Genomic DNA, 21005 nt, shown 5'->3' on the forward strand with positions numbered 1-21005 from the left:
CTATTTCGGCCGCTGCCGGCAGAATGTCAGCAGACCCACCAGCGCGATTCCCATAAACAGGAACCATCCCGGCGCGAGCGTCTTCCAGCCTGCGGCGACGCTGCCGATGAAGTTGCCGAGCATCCCGCCGATCGCCCACGAAATCGCCGACGCGCCGAAATAGCTGCCGGCATTGCCGTGCGTCGTCAGGTCGGCGAGTGCGATGTTCGACGCGGGAAGAATCAGGCTTTCGCCGAACGTGAAGACGATCGCGATCACGACCAGGATCACGAGCGACGCATCCGCGCCCCGATCGCGGACGAACAACAGCGCCGCCATCGCAAAACAGCCGCACAACGCGACATGCCCGATCACCATCATCGATCGCCAGTTCGTGCGCTGAAACCAGCCCATGCCGAGCCACGCAGTGGCGATTCCGATCAGCGCATTCGTGATGTAGAACGGTCGCACGCCGTTGTAGCCGTGCGCGCCATGCGAAAAGGTCAACGGGATGAATACGTAGATCTGCGTGTACACGATCCAGAACGGGACAAGCGCCCAGCAGAGCCGGCGAAACCGCCGGTCGCCGAATGCGACCAGCACGCCGCGCAGCGGGTGCGCAGCGCCTGCATCGTGCGTGCTTCGCCCCGCGATCCACGGCGCAATCAGCGCGAGCGCCGCGAACACCGCGCCACTCACCAGAAACGGCAGCGCCCCGTTCGTGTTCGGCACGACGAACAGCAGCGCCGGGCCGATCAACGCGCCGAGATTGAGCGCCAGATTGTTCAACGCGAACACCTTGGGACGCACGGCGCCGTCGAGCGAGCCGAAGATCGAATACGCAGTCGTTTCGTAAAGCGCGGCGCCCAGCCCTGACACGCATGCCCACGTCAACAGGCCCGGCAGCGACCGCGCATACGCAAACCCGACGAACCCCGCCGCACGGCAAAGCAGGCCGAGTGTCGTCAGCACGCGACTGCTGAAGCGATCCGTCGACGCCCCGAGCACCAGCGGTAGCAGCCGGCTCGCCAGCAGACTCATCGTCAGCACACTGGCGACGCTGCTCGCATCCAGATGGCGCTCCATGTCGAGGAATGCGGCAAGCAGCGGCAGCGATCCGAACACCGACAGGTTCACCAGGAACTGGAAGATCAGCAGCAGCCGCGTCGACGTCGGCACGCCCTCCGCGATTCCGGTGAGCCAGGCGGCCGGTTTGTTGTGCTTCTGGCGAAACGGGTCGACTCTGTCGCCGGGCACCCGGCGATCGCAATCATCCATCACGTTCTCCGCTGACGTTTAATGCCGGCCAGACGGAGCATGAAAAAAGCCCCGTCCGTTTCCGGCGGGGCTTGGGGTGGGTTCGACACACTGACCTACGACGCGCGACCTCCTCCCGGCCCGCCATTGGCGGTCGTGGTGGTAGTCGTGGTCGTGACGAAAAGTGCGTTCATGTGAGGAATCTAGTCAACCTGCTGTCGGGCGTCAATACGTCGACTGCGTGGCAGGCCAGACGGGAAGTCGGCCGACATCACGGAAAATGCGCCCGCTCACGTGAGCCGGTCAGCCGTTGCCTGGCTGTGCGCGATCGCCGGGAACGGCCGCGCCTCGAGCCCTCGTCGCACGGCTTTCCGGTCGCAGGTTCGAGGCACCCGTTGTTGAGGTTGCCGTTGCGGAAGCCGATGGACAACACGACAAGTCGCATACCGGCATAAACACGCATCCTGACGGGAGAAAACGCCTACACACGCCAGGCCGAGCGCGAGATCGGCGAGTACTTCGCCGGGACACGCAAGCGGTTCGACCTGACACTCGACATGCCCGGCAGCCCATTCCAGCAATCGGTATGGCAGACATTGCAGTCCGTCCGGTACAGCAGTACGGCCAGTTACGGCGAGTAGGCTGAGAAGCTCGGCACACCCCGGTCGGTCCGCGCGGTGGCCGGCGCCAACGGCGCCAATCGTGTCGCGATCGACGGTCCCTCTCACGTCCTGTCGATGCCGCTAGAATTGCACACGGCGTTTTGAAGCAGCGATTCAAATTTTCGACGGCCGACTGCCTGAAGCAGGTCTTTTTCATCGCGAATCCATTACATCATCGGGAAGGTGTCGGATCGCTACCCGTCCTATCCGAATCCTGAGGAAAACCGAGCCGCGGCAATTTTGCGATCGGCATCGTGGTGGCGATGCCGATCGCGTTGTCTCTGCCGGCCGACGCCCGCCGACATTCATGTGGACGACCGCAATGGACCCCGATATTGAGACCATGCTGCGCCGCTACCGCGAGCGAGATATCGACCTGCATCAATTACGCGTGTGGCTTGAACGCGAAAGCACGCGTGTGGACGCAAAAGTCCCGCGCGGTGCATGGCTGAAACTTACGCGAGGGACTGAAGCACAATGCAACGGTGCGATCGCGCGCCTGCTTCCGGCCTGCATCCATTGTCTCTGCGTCGGCGAGCCCAAGGCGTTCGTATCGCATCAGGAGTACCGGCAATACATCCATCGTCGCGACGCGGCTATCGCAAGCGGCGTCCTCTCCGACGTTCCTCAACCTCACTTTGCATCCGAAGGCCCCGATTCGGCGGGCTCTGCAATGTACTGTCGCTGCACCCGCTGCGGCTCGATCTGGGCATTCGTCGAGCCGGAGAAAGCGGAAAGCGGTTCATGGAGCCGAATCATCTAGGTGCGGTGTCCGAAATCCGATACCTCCATCGCGGCCAGCGCGCTGCCGAACACCACACGATGCCGCGACAGCGCAAGGTCCGAGCTGGAATCCAGGGTAGAAGCCGGACATCCCTCTCCATTCGTCAACGACAGCCTATTCAGACCGCAGACATCTTCTCCATGAGACGACAAGCTCGATTTGAAGCGATAGGAGCCATCCATTCCCACCTCACCGATGGCCATCGCTTTCTCGATCTGCTTGAGCAACTGAGGGAGCTCGCCCGCACGCTGCTCGACCAGTTCAGGATGCAGCCCTGGGGTGATAAGCACGCGAGGAACGTGACCAAGGACCTTTGATGTGGCTGCATAGGCGCGAGGGCTTGTAGTCACGAGCCACGTGAACTCGTTACGACGTGACCCGCCGATATGCCGCCTTTTATTCAACGACAACTAATTGAGACCACGGACATCTTTTCTCAGAACCAACAAGCTGTGGGCTCTCAGAAAAAGTGTCTTTGGCTCCCTAGACAGATCAAGGACTTGGACATCTTTTTTGAGACAACCGCATGCTGCCCGTCTCAGAAAAGTTGTCTTTGGGCACGGAAACTCTCAGAAAAGTCGTCTTTTGGAAGGTTATCCGCTCGATACGTGATTTCTCGGCAGGGAGCCCATGTCGACCATGAGAAGGGGTAGTCGTATCTGACCACTCGTGAAGAATCGAGGTGGCATCACGATCGGCACCCGGCCCCGGGAGAGCTCGTGAGCTCGCATCCGTCAAGCGCTGCGAGTGCACGCGCGTCCGCCTCCAGCATCGACGGCACCTCTTCGCGGAGGAGGTCGATGAACGTCCGGATCTTTGCGTCGAGAAAGCGTCGGGACGGATACAACGCATAGACGTTCACGCGCTGCGCCTCATATCCTCGAAGAAGCGATACCAGCGCCCCCGAGCGCAAACCGGGCAGCGCAACGCCAGCGGGCAGGATCGCGATGCCAAGGCCCCCTGCTACCGCAAGTTCCAGCGCTTCCATCGCGTTGACCGTCAGGCGAGACGAACCGATATCCACCGGGAACGTGCCGTCGGCACCTTTGAATACCCACTTATCAAACGGGAACACGGACGTGGTCAATTGCAGGCACTGATGTTCGCGTAAGTCTTCAGGCACTGTCGGGACGCCGTGGTTCGCCAGATATCGCGGGGACGCGCAAACGACCCCGCGTATTCTCCCGAGCCGCAGACTAACCACCGCGGAGCTAGGCAATTCCGGCGCGAGAACGATCGACGCGTCATACCCGCCGTCCAGCATGTCGGGAATGGCGCCGGTCATCGTGACCTCGACCCTCAGTTCAGAAAACCGCTGCTGATACTTCAGTATGGCAGGCACCACCAGTTGATGGCCGAAGCTCGATAGCGCGTGAACACGCAGCCGTCCGGTGGGGTGCGCCGTCGCCGATCGCGCCTCGGATTCCGCGTCATCGAGGCTCGCGAGAATCACCTGGCATCGGCGCAGGTAACGCTCGCCCGCCTCCGTCAGCACAACGTGCCTCGTCGACCGATTCAAGAGCCGGCTGCCCAGATGTGCTTCGAGTTGGCTGACGGCACGCGAGACGGCAGGCGTACTCACGTTGAGCCGCTTGGCCGCCGCGGAAAAACCTCCATCGTTCGCGACCTTCGCAAAGATGCGCATGCATTGAAACGTGTCCATTACCGGCTCGCCAAGATGGAGGAACCATGTCGGATGTCCACCACGATCACCTCGCGAATGGAACGCATGTCGTCAAAAATCGGGATTGAGTCGACCGTGTCCCGAACCCGGTGCGCGTGCCCGGCAAAAACGCCCGAGAGATGCCGTCCTGGAAGCGAGGTTATTCCGAAGCCGGTGCAGCGTGCAATTGCTCGATGGTGTCGTGCAAGCGACACCTTCGTATCCCGATAACTCGTGGCGGGAACGCGGGCATCAGGATGCGCAGCGCAACCGCCCATGCGTACGAGGACTTCTTAGTAGCCGATCGTGAAGCGCGCTCGCTCGTGCGCAGGCTGCTCCAACTCGTCGACCAGCGCAACTGCATAGTCCTCGAAGGAGACCCAGCTCTTGCCCTGCTCGTCCACGATGAGGTCATCGCCGCCAAGACGGAATTTGCCTGTGCGCACGCCCGGATCTATCTGCATCGGCGGGCTGAAATAAGTCCAGTTGATATCCGATGCTCTCAACGCCGCAAAAGCCTTGAAATGGGAGGTCGCAATCGGAACCGCCTTCTCGGGCCAGTGACCGGATTGCAGGACCGTCACACCTGGCGAAAACCACAGCGAGCCGCATCCGCCTGCCATGAGGAGGCGGGGAACGCCAGCCTTGCGAACAGCGGCAATCGCCCGCTCGATCACGTGCGCCAGTTGATCCGTGTAACTCACGTCGCTGAAGAAACGTGCGTCTTCCTTCGGAGGTCCGAAGGCGCTGACGACTGCATCGGCCCCAGCGATGATCTCCGCAATTCGATCGGCGCTGCTCAGATCGTCGCGTACGGTATGGATGCTGTTGGGAAGCTTCTCCGGAGTGCGCGCGACTGCGGTGACTTGATGACCGCGGCTGATCAGTTCGCTGAGGACCGTGCGGCCAACCTGGCCGGTGGCGGCAAGAACGACGACTTTCATATTCAATGTCCCTTAAGGATTCGCACTTCTGTTGGTTGAATGGCCGGGAGATTCACGACGCCCGTGGTGCCGTGAACCTCGACGTCACTCCGTATGCCCCGCCGTATCCAGCACGGGGTAATCGACATAACCTGCTGCACCGCCGCCATAGAAAGTTGCACGGTCATAGCGGTTGAGCGGCGCGCCACGCCTGAGGCGCGCAGGCAGGTCCGGATTCGAGATGAACTGCCTGCCGAATGCCACCGCGTCGGCTTGCCCCGAGCGGATGGCCTCGTCCGCCGACTCCGCGGTGAATCCGCCGGCGAGGATCAGGGTCTTCGGCCAGAAGGGACGAAGCTGGCTGACTGACTGGGGGGTATTGATCTCCAGTCCGGCGCTCGCACTACGCGCCTCGATCAAACTGACGTAAGCGATACCGAGTTTGCTCAGGCGCGTGAGTACGTGCCCGTAAAGCCCAATTGGATCGGAATCGCCCACGTCGTTGAAGGTACCGAATGGTGACAAGCGAACGCCAACGCGATCGGCGCCCCAGATCTCGATCAACGCTTGCGTGATCTCGACGAGCAGCCGAGCCCGGTTCTCGACCGAACCTCCGTAAATGTCGGCGCGCTTGTTAGAGCTGTCGTCCAGAAACTGCTGCAATAGGAGGCCGTTCGCGCTGTGAATTTCCACACCATCGAAACCGGCTGCCATGGCGTCGCGCGCGCCTTCGCGCCAGGCTTCGATGATCCCCGGAATTTCGTCCAGCTCCAGTGCACGCGGTATCTCGTAAGGCACCGACTTCCATTCCGGGGTCAGCGCGGTTAGACCCGTTATCGCGATCGCCGATGGTGCAACAGGAAGTTCGCCGTTCGGTTGGAAGCTCGAATGTGACGCCCGTCCGGTATGCAACAGCTGCAGAAAGATGATGCCTCCCTTGGCATGCACTGCATCGGTCACTTTCCGCCAGCCAGCCACCTGTTCCGTGGAATGAATACCGGGGGTTGCAGGGTAACCCTGTCCATTGGGCGTGACTTGTGTGGCTTCGGCAATGATGAGGCCGCCTTCGGAAGCACGTTGGCCGTAGTACTCGGGGGCGAGCTGATTCGGAACATTCCCGGCGCCGGCGCGCATGCGTGTGAGCGGAGGCATCACGACACGGTGGGCCAGCTTGTAGCGTCCGACTTTAAGCGGCGTGAAGAGTGATAACAGGGACATTAGAAGGTCCTTTGCATGTGGCTGCGGCAACGTGTAACGAAAACATCTCTATCTTTGATAGGCGAGTAAGCGGCGCCATCACGGTGCGATTGGGTGAGTCAGCCGCAGTCGTATCATCTATGTGATTAGTATTACTAAAATAATTGCCGTGTGGCGAATTAGAAGAAAGCACTCATACGGGGTGCGTCTTGCCCCTTTTTAGAAGCGGTGAAAACCTCCCAGAAGCTGAAAGCGAAGAAGGCCATCACGGTTTCCGACGCTAGACCGGACGACTTGCTGGCGCGCCGGTGCGGCAGGCGATTCCATCGCAAATCGCCACTTCTGGGAGCTTGCCTTACTGCTGGACTGCGCGACGAGCTCCGGTCCGGGAACGTGTGGGTGCTTGGCCTGCGCCGCTATGCTGACCGGTGTTCCGAGCGGCGCAGGCCAAGATCCGAATCGCGGCCGGATCCTACCCGGCCCGGCGCATCCGGCGGGCGCCGGCGCGCTCAACCGGTGCTGGTTCGCAGGTCGTGAAGAACTCGACGAGACCAGTGGCGACGGCGGCGGGATTCCTGCCCGGCAAGTCGTGGCTCGCGCGCGGGATCGACACCGTGTCGATTTCTGGAATCCACTGCTGCATTAGATCGGCGCCCTCAAAGAACACCGGCAATGTATCGCTGCCGCGCATCGACAGCACCGGGTGTCGAATATCTTTCAGGCCTTCGGTTGTGATATCCCAGCGCAGCATGGCCCCGAGTTCGACCTGAAAGTACGTGTCGATATCGGATATCGCGCGATCGAACGCACCCGCAGGCAGTGCGATGTCGGTGATTCGCCGGTAGTCCTGTCCATACGCGCCTGCCAAGACCATGTCCGCGGCCGCAGCTTTGTCTCCTGAGTCGTAGATCTCGCGGACAGTCGTCGTCCATTCCGCGAACTGCGCCCCGGACGGTACCAATGACCCGAGCGGCGGCTCCAGCAATGCCAGCGTCCGCACTCTGCTCGGGGCATCGATCGCCATCTGCAATGCGATGCCTGCGCCAAAGGAATGCCCTGCCACGTGCGCCGACGCAATGCCCAGGTGATCCAATAAGTCGATGCAGTCACCAGCCCACTCCTGCATCGTCATGCCCGCCACAGCCCGTGAGCTGCCGGCGTAGCCACGGCGCCGGTAATGGACGGTCTGGAAATTCTCCGCGATTCCAGCCTGCTCGATCACTGGCACGAACCCATCCGACAGAATCGCTCCGTGGATAAATACCACTGGTGCCCCAGACCCGCGGACATCGTATTCGACGTCCGCGCCGTTCAGTTTTACTCGTTCCATTCGCGGCGCTCCAGTCATTTTCCCAGAGCTTGTGCGATGAGAAGGGTGTCGGCGGTCTGCTGCAGGCGCACGACTTTTCCATCTCGAATCGACCAGAAATGGGCGAATCGGGATTGCACCCTTCGACCCCTCTTCGAAAGGGCGAAATAGTGTCCGAGAACGATCACGTGATCGCCCGACTCGAAGAACTCGTCCCCTTTCGCGTAGAACTCGTCGAAATCGGCCATGAATGGGAAGAAACCATTGACCGTCTCATCAAGTCCGCGATAGACGCCCCCGTTGGGGAATCCTTCAGTGATGTCCCACTCGGCGTCATCCGCCAGGAGCGATTTGAAAGTATTCACGTCTCCCATGGCGCTGTACAACTTCCGGATGAGAGCAATCTGCGACGTATCCGACATACGAACCTTCCTTAGGTTGATGTTGATGGCCCACGCGAGCCTTAGGTTGACCCCAGCCGTTTGCGCTGGCCGGAGCACTCCGACACAAGCAAGATCACAAGCTCGCTAAACGAGCTCCCCCAACGCCGTGATCTCGTACCCTCGCAATTCGCCTTCTCCCGAGCGAATCTTTTCAACCCAGTGCGGATCAGAAATCAACGCACGCCCGACCGCGACCAGATCGAACTCGCCCCGATCCATCCGCTTGATGAGCGCATCCAGCCCCACGCTGGTAGATTTTTCTCCACCAAATGAGCTCATAAATTCGCCGGAAAGCCCAACCGACCCGACGCTGATCGTGGCGGCCCCGGTCAACTTCTTTGCCCAGCCGGCGAAGTTAAGCCCCTCGTCCCCATCGACTTCGGGAAACTCCGGCTCCCAGAAGCGCCGTTGCGAGCAATGCAGTACATCCGCGCCGGCGGCCACGAGGGGTTCCAGCCACTGCGCCATTTCCTCTGGTGTGCGTGCCAGACGCGCTGAATAGTCCTGCTGTTTCCACTGGCTCAATCGAATAACGATGGGAAAACCAGGGCCCACTGCCGCTCGGACAGCCGCAATAATTTCCGCCGCAAACCGCGCCCGCTCGCCAATGTCTGGTCCGCCGTATGCGTCCGTCCGAAGGTTGGTGCCCGCCCAGAAAAACTGATCGATCAGATAGCCATGCGCCCCGTGCAGTTCGACGGTGTCGAAACCGAGCCGTTTGGCGTCGCTGGCTGCCTTGGCGAAAGCGGTGATGGTGTCGGCAATGTCGGCATCGCTCATTGCCACGCCGCGCTGGACCTCGGGCGCATCGAAGCCAGAGGGACTTTCCACCGGCACGTTCGGCGTCCATTCGGTCTGAAAACCCTTCACCGCGCCCGTGTGCCACAACTGGGGGCCCATCTTGCCGCCAGCGTCATGCACCGAGTCGATCACACCTTGCCAACCGGCTAACGCCGCTTCGCCGTGGAACGAAGGAACATCGGGGTCGTTGCGGGACGCGGGCCGGTCGACTACGGTGCCTTCGGAAATGATCAAGCCAACGCCGCCTTCGGCACGGCGCCGGTAGTAAGCGGCATTCGCTGGCCCAGGCACACCGTGCGGGGCGAAGGAGCGGGTCATGGGAGCCATGACGATCCGGTTCGGTAGCGTAAGCGAACCGACCGAGAAGGGCCGAAACAGGATTTCGGGAGATGCGTGCATGAGTTGAGCCGTCCGGTGATGAAACCAGGCTCGATGGTATACTTCGTAAACTTAGTGTCAATAACGCACTTTTCTTCCACTAGGGATATTCGAGGTAACCATGTCCGCTGAGCCTGAACGTTTTCCGGCCGCTTGTCCGACACGCCTTCTGTTCGACCAGATATCCGACAAGTGGTCGATGATGGTCCTCACGGTGCTGGATAGCGGGCCGTTGCGTTTCAACGCGATCAAGCGGCATCTGGAGGGCGTTAGCCAGAAAGCACTGACGCAATGTCTGCGCCGGCTCGAGCGAAACGGACTTGTTTCCCGGACGGTGATACCCGTTTCGCCGGTGGCGGTCGAATATGAGATCACGCCTTTGGGGCGTGCGCTGCAACGGCCCCTCAAGGCGCTCCATGACTGGATGCTCGAACATCTCGGCGAATTCGATACCGCACGCGAAGCGTTCGATGCACGCATGGCGTCGCAGCCGCAAGATTGACGGCAAACGCGCCCAAACCTTTGCTCCGCAGGGTATTGACCGATTTCCTGCGGCCTATGTTGCCGCTGGCTGAGCGTGCGGGGAAGGTGGCCACGCCGACATGGCGATATCAATCATGCGATCGAGCGCGTCGGCACTTGCGCCGGCCTGCGGCAAATTCACAATTGAATGCAAGACCCCGAGGTAAAGCCACGCAAGTGCGTCAACGCGCGTGTCGTTCGGCAACTCGCCATTCGTGATCCCATCGCGCAGGACGCCTGCAAGCATCTCGTACTGGAGCTCCGCACTTGCTCGCGCAGCTGCCTTTCCGTCCGCTGTGAGATCCACCATTTCCGCGCAGCTTCGCGATATCAGGCAACCCGCTGGACGTTTCCGATCGGGGAGCGCAGGCAAGTAGGCCCGCAGGATCCCTTCGAGACGCCCCCGCGCCGTATCCGCTTCTACACCGTTCATCCGACTGAGCACTCGCTTTGTGTACGCTGCGAGCGCCTCCCGGAAGAGACCGTCCTTGTCACCAAATCTTTGGTAGAGACTGGAGCGGGATAGGCCCGTCGCCTCGGTAAGGTCATTAATTGATGCCGCTGCATAGCCGTGGCGCCAAAAGACCTTCATGGCCGCATCGATTACGGCCGCTTCGTCGAATTGCGGCTTTCCGCTCATGGAATCCTCAGGAACAGCTTGACAAGTTGGAACGATAGTTCCAACATTCTTGTACCGTTCATTCCATGATACATCAAGGGACTCGTCATGACCGTCGGTTCACCCGTCATGTCTCAACGACCACGTATCGCAATCGCCGGCGCCACCGGCCGCGTCGGTTCGTCGCTGATCAGCCTTCTTGCCTCAGAGTCGGTCGACGTCGTCGCTTTGACCCGCACACCCGATGCACTTGATTTGCCACCGGGAGTGAACGCAGCCGGAGTGGACTTCAGTGACCCGCGTACGCTCGTCGATGCGCTTCGAGGTACGGAGCGCCTGTTCGTCTCACATGGCACATCATTGCAGCAGGTGGCAAACGAAGTCGCGCTGATTGATGCCGCTGTCGCTTCGGGGGTTCGTCACATCGTCAAGCTCTCGTCCTTTGGGCCTCCGACCCGCCTGAACCCGATGGCATGGCATATGCAAATCGAGGAGCATCTGGCCAGACAAGCCGTGGCCTCGACAACACTGCGACCATCCACATTTATGGACGTTCTCAAACGGTCCGCCGCTGCCATCGCTTCAGATTCGTGGGCTGGCGCTGCCGGTAATGGACGGGTCAATTTCATCGATACGCGCGACGTTGCGAGAGTGGCACGCATTGCTTTGCTTGAGCACGTCGAACCCGATTCCCAGCGGGTTTATCACCTCACGGGTCCGCGTGCCATGACGATGCATGAAATTGCCGACGAACTTTCACAGTTGCTAGGTCGTAATGTTATTTACGCAGAGCGGACCCTCGAGCAGCAGCGAGAGGTTCTACTGGCGGAAGGGTTGCCCGCATACGTCGCCGATTTGCTTGTCGGTCTAGATCAGGTGTTCCGTGACTCCGCAATGAGTGAAACAACCACGACTGTCCAGGAGGTGACGGGGGAAGCTCCTTTGCCCCTGACCCAATGGCTTGCCGAAAACATCTCCATTTTCAAGAAGTAGATTTGCCTCACAAGTGCTCTGTCTGAATTTCAATTGGCGACAGGGGCACGGCGAAAGGGTCGGGGGTTCACTCGACGCTAGAGGCTGACTTCTGCTACGGCACTATCGTGCCTGCAAGTATAGATATAGCGTCCGGTGCAGCCACCGCCGAACATCACTCGGAGTTAAATAATGTCTCTCATGAAGGCTCTCATTCTTGGCGTAAGCATCACCTTCGCTGCGGCAATCGTTCATGCGGACGAACCCACGCAAATCGAAAAAAACAAGGCGACCGTCGTCACCTTCTATAACGAGGCGCTGAACGACAAGGACGCAGAAGCGGCGATCGCTTTGATGGGTCCAACCTACACGCAGCACAATGCCCATATCGCGGATGGTAAGGAAGGATTCCGTCAATTCATGGCTGCTTTTAAGCAAAGGTACCCACAGTCACATAGCCGCATCGTGCGCGTATTCGCCGACGGTGATTATGTGATCTTGCACGTCCATTTAATTAGAGAGCCAGGTACGCGAGGAGAGGCCGTAATGGACATTTTCCGTTTGGATCAAGGCAAGATCGTAGAACACTGGGACGTTCTGCAGCCCATTCCTGAAAATATTCCTCACTCGAACACTATGTTCTGATCCAGAATAAACATTCAGATCTGTTCATGCCGGGAGTTACATCGATGGATTCCCGGCATGGCGCGCTTCCACGACGACATCCGACCGCCTGGCATCTGGATAAGTGATCGGTACGGAGAGGACCACAACGTATTGCGCGGCAAGCGTGACAGGCAAGTGCTCGAAGTCTCGCACAAGCTGCCGACAGCGGTTCAGCCAACAACAGCCGCGCGGTAGATACACCGGGTAGCGCACGGCCAGTGGTTATCGGCCACGTGGAAGGTTGGGGTACGCACCGCGACGCTCTCTCTATGATTGCAATTGAGGAGCTACGTCTGACGAAAAGGCCATAGGACAAAAAATTGGTAGAACAGCACTGTGGGCTCTCAGAAAAAGTGTCTTTGGCCCCCTAGACAGATCAAGGACTTGGACATCTTTTTTGAGAACACCGCATGCTTCTTGTCTCAGGAAAGATGTCCTTCGGAATGTCACGCCCCTACCTAGGCGCCTCGGCGGAACTCGGCGACCGGCAGCACAATGGATGAGCGTTTCAGCGGCCAGCGATGTCGGCACTTCTTGTGCTATAAATGTGCATATAGTGTGCGCCGAGAAAGCTTCCATGAACCCCGGTCTGGCCCGAGACTCAACGCCACCCCTCGATTTCGATCACTTCCTGGCGTCTTTGAAGGACTCGGAGAGCGCTGCGCCGATCGTCTCGGCGCGACGCTTCGCGGCCGCCCTGCATATCGATATGCAGACACTCGCACGGCTGGCCCATGTCCATCGCAATACCATCAGTCGTCTTCCCGGCGCCGAAAGCGTGCAAAAGTATCTTCGAGACGCGCTGCGGGTCATCCGAGCTGCAACCGATATCTCCGGAGATATACGGAGCACGCTGTTTTGGTATCGCAATGAACCGCTGCCGACCTTTGGCTACAAGACTGCCGAAGAGCTGATATCGGAGGGACGCACTGAAGACCTGCTGCGTTACGTCACATCGCTCGAGGCCGGTGCGGCTGGATAGCCGGAGACACACGTTGCGGGTCCGCAAAATTGCGGCTACTCTCACATCGTAGTTAACTTGCGTTCGGCGAAAGAAAACAGGGTGCGGGGCTTACCGGCTTGGACGTGATTCCACGGTATGTTCCTGCCCCACCTCCCCAAATGCCCGCTCGATGAGCGGGCATTTTCTTTTTAGCACCCACTTAACCGTATGCCCACTCGAAAATTGGGCATTTCAGCCCCGTACGCACCCACGAACGGTAGTTCGTGGACCTCGATATCGGGTGTAGCGCACAATTGAGACCGGTTCGTGACCGGCGTTCGCCGCAGGTATCGGCCAGAGGCGAACGGTAACTAGGATATCTTCAGTTGCAAACTTGATCGGGCTCTTTCTGATGGGCTTCATGCGAAGCTTAACTTTAGAGTTGAGCGACCGCAGGAAGCGATCCGCTGGCACGACTTGTTACGTTTCTATAACGCGATCATGTCTGCGATCTGATAACCGAGGTTACCAACCGCTGCTCTGGCGAAAGAAATGACGGAGTGCAATTGGTCAGTAGTCAGCGGCTTCGCCGGTCGAAGTACATGACCAGCGCAGCCTGGATCAAGAATAAGTCGCTCAAGATTGCGTGCGTGAACACCGTCGCCAGTGGAGTCGATCACACTCGACTTACCCACACAAATCATGGCATGAGAGATGTCCGCACCGGTAAACCGGTCAGCACCTTTGAGATCGATGCCCCTCTGTTCAAGTCGACCGACAATACATCGGCCGCAAAGGAGGCAAAGTCCCCGCCTGCGAATATCGCGGACGCCCGAAGAGAAACTGACCGATTCCCGACAGGCCACTGAGCCAAATGGTCAGGCGGAGTTTTTTGCCATTAAATTCAAACAAGCAATATTCTATTTCCCCACACCGACAGGGAATAGAACATAACAGCCAGATACATGATAAATACATTTAAAGCGCATACAACAAAAGACCGCGCACAAATAATTAACCTACGCTCGTCAAACACCTTCTAACATAGACCATACTTGGTGATAGTCTGCGCCACGCTGCTTCCCAAGGGCACTCGCCCACGTTTCACGACTGCCTTTTAATTCTTCGCGCAATCGATAAACGCTTCCGCCCTGCCCAAGTGACGACCTAGCAGCAAGGCCCAACGCAGCATTGCGTGGCACCCCGGCACTACGCAAAGCGATCGCAGAGTCGCGATTGACACCATACAAGGCCATAGATGGAACATTAGCCGCCTCGCGGCGCTGTTCGTCACTCATTGACTCAAGGCTCGTACCAAACTTCATCGATATCAATGAAGCAAGCCCCCATGATGCTGACGTAGATATCTTCTTTACGTTTCTCATACATTCCGTAATTTTCTCTACGTCTGTTTCACCCTCGAAGTACTCCTTCGCAATGTCAGGAATGGGGCGGCCGTTCACCCAATCTGCAACCATGAACGCTAACTTGCTGCCATCCGAGCCCTTGCCAAATTCCAGATTCTCGCGAATTTCCGGAATCTTGAGCAAAATTCCCATGACTTCCTTCAAAGTCCTATTTTTTCCATTAAACAGTAGACTTCCGCTCAAGAGTGATTCAGGCGCATGAACTTGTGCCAAGTCACTCAACGCACGACGAACACTTTCTATAGAAAATCCTGTCGAATCGACTAACTTGACCGCCCCCATGTCCGAGGCAAAGCCTTGTGCGTATTGCTGCGTTTGAATCAGCAGGTGTCGCGCCAGCACCGTATTGTTCTCACGGAGAGCTTTGTAGCCCAATGTTCCGCGCAAGATAAGCTCCAACTCATCTGCAAATTTCACGGGGCCGACACGCCGGAACGTGTGAGTAATGAACTGAGCGAAGGCTGACCATTCCGGTTGCCACACGAAATCCCTTAGCCCTTTTAGGGCGCGCTCGTCATACAGCTTTTGTGCCATTGCAAGTAGCCTCGATGCGAGATTCTCGAGAGCTTCACTTACAAATTTCTCATGCTTGGTTTGCTGTTCTTGCGTGCTGCTAGCGAGTGCAACAACACCGACTGCTTCCTGGTCAACACGCCCCACGCGTCCAGCAATATTCCAGAATTCGGAGTAATCCATCTTCGACTTATACGGTTGGGAAATCGTCGCCAACACCAAGTTCGAAATCGGGAAATTCACCCCTTGCGCAAGTGTGGTGGTTGAGCAAAGAGTGTGAAGCTGTCGTTCGGAAAAAAGCAACTCAATGAATTGGGCAACCTCCTCAGGCAATCCCGAATGGTGGACCGCAACACCGACGTTTATATAGTCGGCCAATGGAAAGTCCTTTCCCAACTCATATTCAACAAAGCGTGCAGCAAGAGCCCGCCTTGTATTTGACTGTTCGCCAAGATTGTCAAAATACATCGCGAGCGTTTTCGCAGCATCCCATGTCGCGTCAACGCGACCGCACAACAAAACTGTAGGGCCACGCGTACTCAAAACCTGAGTAGTAGCAACAGCAAGCTTATTTACCGCAGTCTTGGATACGGATTCCGTAAGTCCAAGCAATGGGCTCACGCCGGGAAGCGTCACCACTTCATCGACGAAAAGTGTCCGCCTCGGCGTATGCAGCGTGCGAAATTGAATATCCTCTAGCAGTTTCCCACGCTTCGCCTTATCGCGAGGGGGCAGGGCGAGACCGACGACTCTATCATTCGGCACCCAATCCGCCGCGATGGAGTAATCCTGATAATTTACCTGATCGAGCCACGTCGCGACTTCCTTTGCGTTCTTAATAAACGGCGTCAAAAGTAGAAAGCGCGCGTCTCGATGCTCTCGATTCAGCATCGCCAACAGCAATTCAAGTTTGATGGCACGGTCGTCTGAGCCACCTACATTGTGCGCTTCATCAACAACGACCAATGCAAGCACGCCGAGCTTGTCGCGTATGTCATCGCGACGCATCAGTAAATCAAATTTCTCGGGTGTGCAAACAAGCACATTGACCGGTGGTTCGGAATTCTCAGCAGACTCAGCGTCCAAAATAGCCGCTTCGATAGAATCGAATTCCAATGCCGGAGATAGGCGTTCAACGCGTAAACCTAACTCTCCGAAATCATGACGTAGCTTCGCCGAGATTTGATTGACTAGAGCACGCGTTGGCGCAATGTAAGCAACAAAACCTTTAGAGCTGCCCAGGTCATTTATCGCTTGCAGTATTGAGAATTCTGCAATAAGCGTCTTTCCACTAGATGTCGGTAAATTTACGACTATCGAGCGGCGGGCTGTTGAAATGAGCCCTTCCTCAGCCAAGGCAGCCCGCTGAGGCGGAAGCAGTTCGAAGATTGGATTGTGTGGTCGATTTACAAGGTAATTAGCAAATCGCTGCGTTAGAGAATTTGCACCTCGAACCGCGGTGCGAACCGAGTTAGCTATCAACTGCTTCGCGGCAGCATGCAACAGAATCCCAACGTCGAGCAAATCTAACGAGCGAGCGCGCTCAAACGCCTCGATTGCACGCTCGAACTGCATGTCGGTTTGCGCGCCAATATCTGATGCACCCTCACTGCGTCCAGTTATCGTGTAGGACGCCATCCGGTCAGCCGCACTGGCGAGATTGTAGAGCCCCACAAGCTCAAGGGCGGCAGATTTCTGTTCCCGCGTGCCCCGTCCTTGGAGCCATCGACTCTCGTATGTCTTTTGCTGCGCCCTCAGACTCGCAATTATTGAGACCGTGGCATCAATGTCGTCGCGGCCGTCCTTGCGCAACAAGCCAACCCAGGCAAACGCAACAGACTGACGCACATATGGCAGCCAATGCTCTCGGGGTGCAGAAATGGATGCCATCTCGGTCCGCAGAAATCTGCGGGCTTCAGCCGGGCGATCAGCAATGATGGCGAGCGTAGCTGTCCGCAACAGCCAAGTCAGATGGTCTTCTGGTGGCTCATCGTCGGGACGCTCATCTTTAAGCAGGAGATACGATTTTGCTGCCCGGTTGCGAAGCTCGGGGGCAAGCTGATTCGGCCCCATGGCATCAAGAACTGCAAGCTCGGCAATGACTGAGGCGAGTTCGTCCCTAACCTCATCGCGAAGCGATAGGCCAAACGTCTCATAGATACGCCGCTTTTGCGCCTCGGCATGTGCACGTTCGACGCTTCGCAGGGTTTCAGAAGTAGCCACGATGCTGTACCTATCAAAGCGGTGTGCAATGTAGCGACCAATTTTTGGCTGGAACGCAGATATACAGAGCGAGAAGCGAAACGCAATCTACGTTCGGCAACTTGCCCGACAACGCCCCGGCGTGATGAGCAACATCTTTCGCCTGCGGAGTAGTGTCTCGAACGAGGACACCGACGAGCTCTGCCCCCGTCGGAAATTCGTTCGCAAGACGCTTGAAAGCTTCCCGCCAGACGGGCATAAGCGAGGTCTCGCGAACCCGGCTGTATGTGTACGACAAAAGGCGCCTGAGCACTCGCCAGTCGGTGGCAAGCGTATAAAGTTGGTATTCTAACCCTTTGTTCCCGTACATGACCGCCGGGGGAACTTTCAAGTCCGATGAGGTCTTCACCTCGGCAAACAGGAACCGGTAGCCACCGTCATCCGACGGTATAAAACCCACTATGTCAGCGCCTGGAAGGCTCGCGCGAACTGACCGCATGTCTCGCCTACGGTTTGTCGGCCAGATGGCTTGCAACTGTGACTGCAAGGCGAGTTCCGCCATTGCTTCGCCGATGTCATTCTCCGAGAGTTGCTCATCTGGAGCCATGAGCGCCGCGTGTAGCGCTGTATCGTCGAACCCCTCGACTCGCATGAAATCGTTCAGGGCGGCAACTTCCTCCGCGTCATACGCGCGGTTGCGAACTGGGCCCTTCAACCAATCGATGCAATCGGCTTCGTCAGCGACACAAAGCCCCAGGTACGCAACACCCGCCTCGGCGGACTTATAGTTCTGCTTCGTGGAAGAAGGCAGCATACAATTCGATTTTTTGCCAAGAACACACGTCTTGGTCGTTTTCTTCAAACCGTCTGGTCTACGACGGCCCCTCGGCGCTACTCTTATCGTCTCTCACACACTGCACCAACACTCATCATCCGCTTGGAGAGCTCCAACTTCCCCATATCATCTACTGCTTTAGCTAATTTAATCAAGCTTGTGTGTGGAGAAGGGAGGTGAGACCCTAGCAGGCAGGTCGGATACCGATGATAGTGGATAAGATGGGAGCCTTTATGTCACTGCGGCATGGCTGATTTAGTAGGGATGGCCATCAGCACACCACATTGGCCGACAATTGGAACGAGTGGCGCCGAGGCCGTGCTGCCATCCAGGCGAGATTCACGTCCGATTGTCGCAAACAGTCTCTAAATTCTGCAGCTGTCAAAGATGACAGCCACCTCCCACTTGAGGTATCAGCGATATTCCCGTTGGGCCAGAATCGCTGTTGCTGTCGGTAAGCCACCCGGAAGACTATCTATACGACCAATGCGATCGAGTCCAGTACTCGTACCTGCGACTTGATCTAGCTCTGAGTGATAGTTCAGATCCCGATTCGTTCATGTTAATCGTCGACGTCGGAAAAGATAGACCGCCCTGCCGTAACGTCTCTTACTTTCGCAGGTGCAACTTTCTCCCAAAAGCTAGCTGAACTGTCCTCTGACTCCGTTGACTTGACCGATCTCTTAGCGTCTGCCAACTCATCTTGTAACTCTTGGATTCTGCTCTGCAAGTCGTCAGGAATCAGATCTTCGATGTCGCGAAGGAAACTAGAGACTGGGTCAAAATGATCGTCGAGATCGCTGTCTGGATCTGCGCTATCAGCGAGGTTCGATATACGGTCACCAATATTCTCGTCCAGCAATCCGAGTAGTTTCCCGGTAAGGCGCATCAGTTCTAGAGGAGGAATAAGCCGGAGCAAGTCGTCGTCCTGGAGGAAAGACAGGTCGAGATTGCGAAGTGCTGCTTCTTGGAGCTCGTCGCTCGTTGCCAAACGCACACTGTCCTCCAGAACTCCAAGTCGATGAGCAAGCCCGTGGAGTCGAATACGATTGTTCCACCCGACCTTATGCCAGGAACGTTCGTCGCCGTGCCTTCTTAGAATGGAGGGGTCGAGTTCGAGGACCTTGTTGGCCACAGACTCCGGACATCGCCCCACCAAAAATAGAAACAATTTCTCATTAAGTCCTGCCGCATCCGGCGCATCGGCTAAGCGTCCGATTAGATTGTCGAAGCTCGTAGCAGGCACTACTACAGCGTCGCGCACGCTTGGTGCTCCTTCGCAGACGGCTTCGCTGAGTAGGTTTTCAAGGCGTGTGCCGCGAACGTATAGGCCGACCAAATCTGACCTAACACTCAGGATGCTGCTTATCGCGTCTGCGAACGTAGGATGAACGAATCCCCAACACATTTGCCCGCTTTCCAAGCGTTTTAGCAAGAAAACGCCTTGAAGCTGACCCAGTGCTTCGATGACGGACGCAACCGGCACTCCAAATTTGTCTGCGGCCACCTTACACTCCGAATCGCCGGCCGAGTGATCAGGGAGCACGGAGCGAGCAAGAAAAACGGACGTCATCGCCGCTTGCTGCGCGGCTGTGAGTTCGAGAATCGTTTCCTTTAGGAATTCCTGAGGCTCATGCACAAAACGAAATAGATCGTCGGGCAGCGACTTAACGCCGGTTGTGTAGCTCGAATCCCCTAATCTTCGCGCGATTTCTGGAAGCAAGTAAGGCTGTTCGGCCAAGCTTTGCAGGTGAGGCTTCACCGCCTGCTTCCAAGTCTTCGTCTGGATTCCGGCCTTTATGTGGTTGTACAAGATCTGCTGCCGCTCCTCGGGACTGAGCCAACCTACGTCCACGACCGCCCGACCATCCGCAAGAAGGGGGTGATTTCTGGTGCCGAGCTTGTGCTTTGCCGCATTCCAAATGTGTGTACGGGACGTGAGGATAAAGTGATTGCCCAATTCAATCGCTGCCTTCATTTTCGGCATAAATTCGATCCAAGCGTCGACATAGTCATCTCTCAGCTGATTCGGACCGAAGGCATCGTCTATCCAGAACAAGCGATTTCGCTCATGCGGATTCCAACGGGATCGTAGCTCAAGAGGGCCTTCACACTTGAAAGTTTGATGATGTTCGCTGTCTATCGCGGTGGTTGCCAGAATTGCCGCCAGCATTGACTTGCCCGCGGCGGGAGAACCCAATAGCAAAACGAACTTGTGTTCGCCGAGCGCTCGGACGGCAGTCCTGTGCGCCCCGGTGGGCACATAAACTTTCAAGCTTGGCAATAAGTGTCCGAGAAGGGCTTCCGTTTGCGCTGCACATCTTTCGTCGACAATAGTTGATAGATCACCCAAGCCGTAGACGCGTGGCACTAACGCCCGTAGTCGCGAGCTGCTTTTAATTTGAAGCGTGAGCCACTCGCGCCCAAGAACGTGAGGCTCAAGAACCCCGGCTTCAGTCAGCGCGTCTCGAATCTCCGACGCTACGGGAGCATCTATGCCAAGGTTGGTAATGAAGTAGTAGACAGATGCTTTGCCGGCGGAAACAAGGTTCCTGACAGTATCCAATTCGTCGGATATATCGGATGGTCTCAGCCTGCCGTCTGCCCGACTACTGAATTTGCATTGGACAGTTGCTTCAGTGGATTGGTCACGCCCGTCCCTTGCGGGAAGCATGAAGACAGCATCCTGCCCACCATCCTGCGCTTCGCGATAAACTGAAACGGTACGGTTGAACGCTACCTCACATACTTGGGCGCAAAGATCTTGAAAGGCCTTCCAGCCTAGCGTGTTTAACGCGAGAAATACATTCGGTGCCTGAGGAGTCGATTTAAAGTCTTCCATACACATTTTTCCCCTTCAACTTCACCAGCCCAACACATCACTCGTTAGCTTGCCTGCAAACTTAATTT

Annotated in this window: 17 protein-coding genes; 5 read left to right on the top strand and 12 right to left on the bottom strand. The window is 57.3% G+C overall.

From position 1 onward, the window contains the following. Window positions 1-1257 carry an MFS transporter gene (locus tag CFB47_RS31945; RefSeq protein ID WP_089463445.1) on the bottom strand — a complete coding sequence of 419 codons (1257 nt, stop codon included), beginning with the start codon at window positions 1255-1257 and terminating at the stop codon, window positions 1-3. Between the two features lie 963 nt (window positions 1258-2220). On the opposite strand from CFB47_RS31945, the gene CFB47_RS31950 reads away from it, so the two are divergent. After that, complete coding sequence (locus CFB47_RS31950; protein ID WP_179259011.1) at window positions 2221-2661, top strand: hypothetical protein; 441 nt, start codon at window positions 2221-2223, stop codon at window positions 2659-2661. Here CFB47_RS31950 and CFB47_RS31955 read toward each other — a convergent pair. The 7 genes from CFB47_RS31955 to CFB47_RS31985 all read right to left on the bottom strand — a co-directional run bounded on the left by CFB47_RS31955 (window position 2658) and on the right by CFB47_RS31985 (window position 9417). Continuing rightward, window positions 2658-2972 carry a hypothetical protein gene (locus CFB47_RS31955; protein ID WP_089463447.1) on the bottom strand — a complete coding sequence of 105 codons (315 nt, stop codon included), beginning with the start codon at window positions 2970-2972 and terminating at the stop codon, window positions 2658-2660. The two genes, CFB47_RS31950 and CFB47_RS31955, sit on opposite strands and share 4 nt — an antisense overlap. A gap of 398 nt (window positions 2973-3370) precedes the next feature. Then, window positions 3371-4345 carry a LysR family transcriptional regulator gene (locus CFB47_RS31960; protein ID WP_089463448.1) on the bottom strand — a complete coding sequence of 325 codons (975 nt, stop codon included), beginning with the start codon at window positions 4343-4345 and terminating at the stop codon, window positions 3371-3373. 293 nt (window positions 4346-4638) lie between these two features. Next, window positions 4639-5289: an NAD(P)-dependent oxidoreductase gene (locus CFB47_RS31965; RefSeq protein ID WP_089463449.1), complete on the bottom strand. Its 651-nt coding sequence runs from the start codon at window positions 5287-5289 to the stop codon at window positions 4639-4641. An 84-nt stretch (window positions 5290-5373) separates the two neighbouring features. Beyond that, window positions 5374-6486, bottom strand: coding sequence for an alkene reductase (locus CFB47_RS31970; RefSeq protein WP_089463450.1), 1113 nt, complete (start codon window positions 6484-6486; stop codon window positions 5374-5376). 451 nt (window positions 6487-6937) lie between these two features. Then, entirely contained in the window at window positions 6938-7795 is an 858-nt protein-coding gene (locus CFB47_RS31975) for an alpha/beta fold hydrolase (protein WP_179259012.1), read from the bottom strand. Window positions 7796-7809: 14 nt separating this feature from the next. Continuing rightward, window positions 7810-8196 carry a nuclear transport factor 2 family protein gene (locus CFB47_RS31980; RefSeq protein WP_089463452.1) on the bottom strand — a complete coding sequence of 129 codons (387 nt, stop codon included), beginning with the start codon at window positions 8194-8196 and terminating at the stop codon, window positions 7810-7812. Window positions 8197-8301: 105 nt separating this feature from the next. Further along, complete coding sequence (locus CFB47_RS31985; protein WP_089463453.1) at window positions 8302-9417, bottom strand: NADH:flavin oxidoreductase; 1116 nt, start codon at window positions 9415-9417, stop codon at window positions 8302-8304. A 100-nt stretch (window positions 9418-9517) separates the two neighbouring features. Between CFB47_RS31985 and CFB47_RS31990 the strand changes: the two genes are divergently transcribed. Then, window positions 9518-9898 (top strand): helix-turn-helix domain-containing protein, encoded by a 381-nt coding sequence (locus tag CFB47_RS31990; protein ID WP_089448761.1) that lies wholly within the window; start codon window positions 9518-9520, stop codon window positions 9896-9898. Window positions 9899-9952: 54 nt separating this feature from the next. Here the strand turns inward: CFB47_RS31990 and CFB47_RS31995 are convergent, their stop codons facing one another. After that, complete coding sequence (locus CFB47_RS31995; RefSeq protein WP_089463454.1) at window positions 9953-10558, bottom strand: TetR/AcrR family transcriptional regulator; 606 nt, start codon at window positions 10556-10558, stop codon at window positions 9953-9955. An 87-nt stretch (window positions 10559-10645) separates the two neighbouring features. Between CFB47_RS31995 and CFB47_RS32000 the strand changes: the two genes are divergently transcribed. From CFB47_RS32000 to CFB47_RS32010, 3 genes are all read left to right on the top strand, one after another. Beyond that, entirely contained in the window at window positions 10646-11530 is an 885-nt protein-coding gene (locus CFB47_RS32000; protein WP_089463455.1) for an NAD(P)H-binding protein, read from the top strand. 180 nt (window positions 11531-11710) lie between these two features. Next, on the top strand, window positions 11711-12154 hold the full coding sequence (locus CFB47_RS32005; protein ID WP_373453168.1) for a nuclear transport factor 2 family protein: 444 nt from the start codon (window positions 11711-11713) through the stop codon (window positions 12152-12154). A gap of 598 nt (window positions 12155-12752) precedes the next feature. After that, a complete protein-coding gene (locus tag CFB47_RS32010) occupies window positions 12753-13157 on the top strand; it encodes a DUF2384 domain-containing protein (RefSeq protein WP_089457286.1) in 405 nt (134 codons plus the stop codon). A gap of 989 nt (window positions 13158-14146) precedes the next feature. On the opposite strand, the gene CFB47_RS32020 is transcribed toward CFB47_RS32010, so the two are convergent. The 3 genes from CFB47_RS32020 to CFB47_RS41375 all read right to left on the bottom strand — a co-directional run bounded on the left by CFB47_RS32020 (window position 14147) and on the right by CFB47_RS41375 (window position 20937). After that, complete coding sequence (locus CFB47_RS32020) at window positions 14147-17281, bottom strand: DEAD/DEAH box helicase (protein ID WP_089463457.1); 3135 nt, start codon at window positions 17279-17281, stop codon at window positions 14147-14149. A 13-nt stretch (window positions 17282-17294) separates the two neighbouring features. Next, window positions 17295-18122, bottom strand: a complete 828-nt coding sequence (locus tag CFB47_RS32025; protein WP_143330888.1) for a hypothetical protein — start codon at window positions 18120-18122, stop codon at window positions 17295-17297. Window positions 18123-18657: 535 nt separating this feature from the next. Next, window positions 18658-20937: a hypothetical protein gene (locus CFB47_RS41375; RefSeq protein WP_179259013.1), complete on the bottom strand. Its 2280-nt coding sequence runs from the start codon at window positions 20935-20937 to the stop codon at window positions 18658-18660. Window positions 20938-21005 lie beyond the last annotated feature (68 nt).

The organism is Burkholderia sp. AU27893, from assembly GCF_002223205.1.
Taxonomy (GTDB): Bacteria; Pseudomonadota; Gammaproteobacteria; order Burkholderiales; family Burkholderiaceae; genus Burkholderia.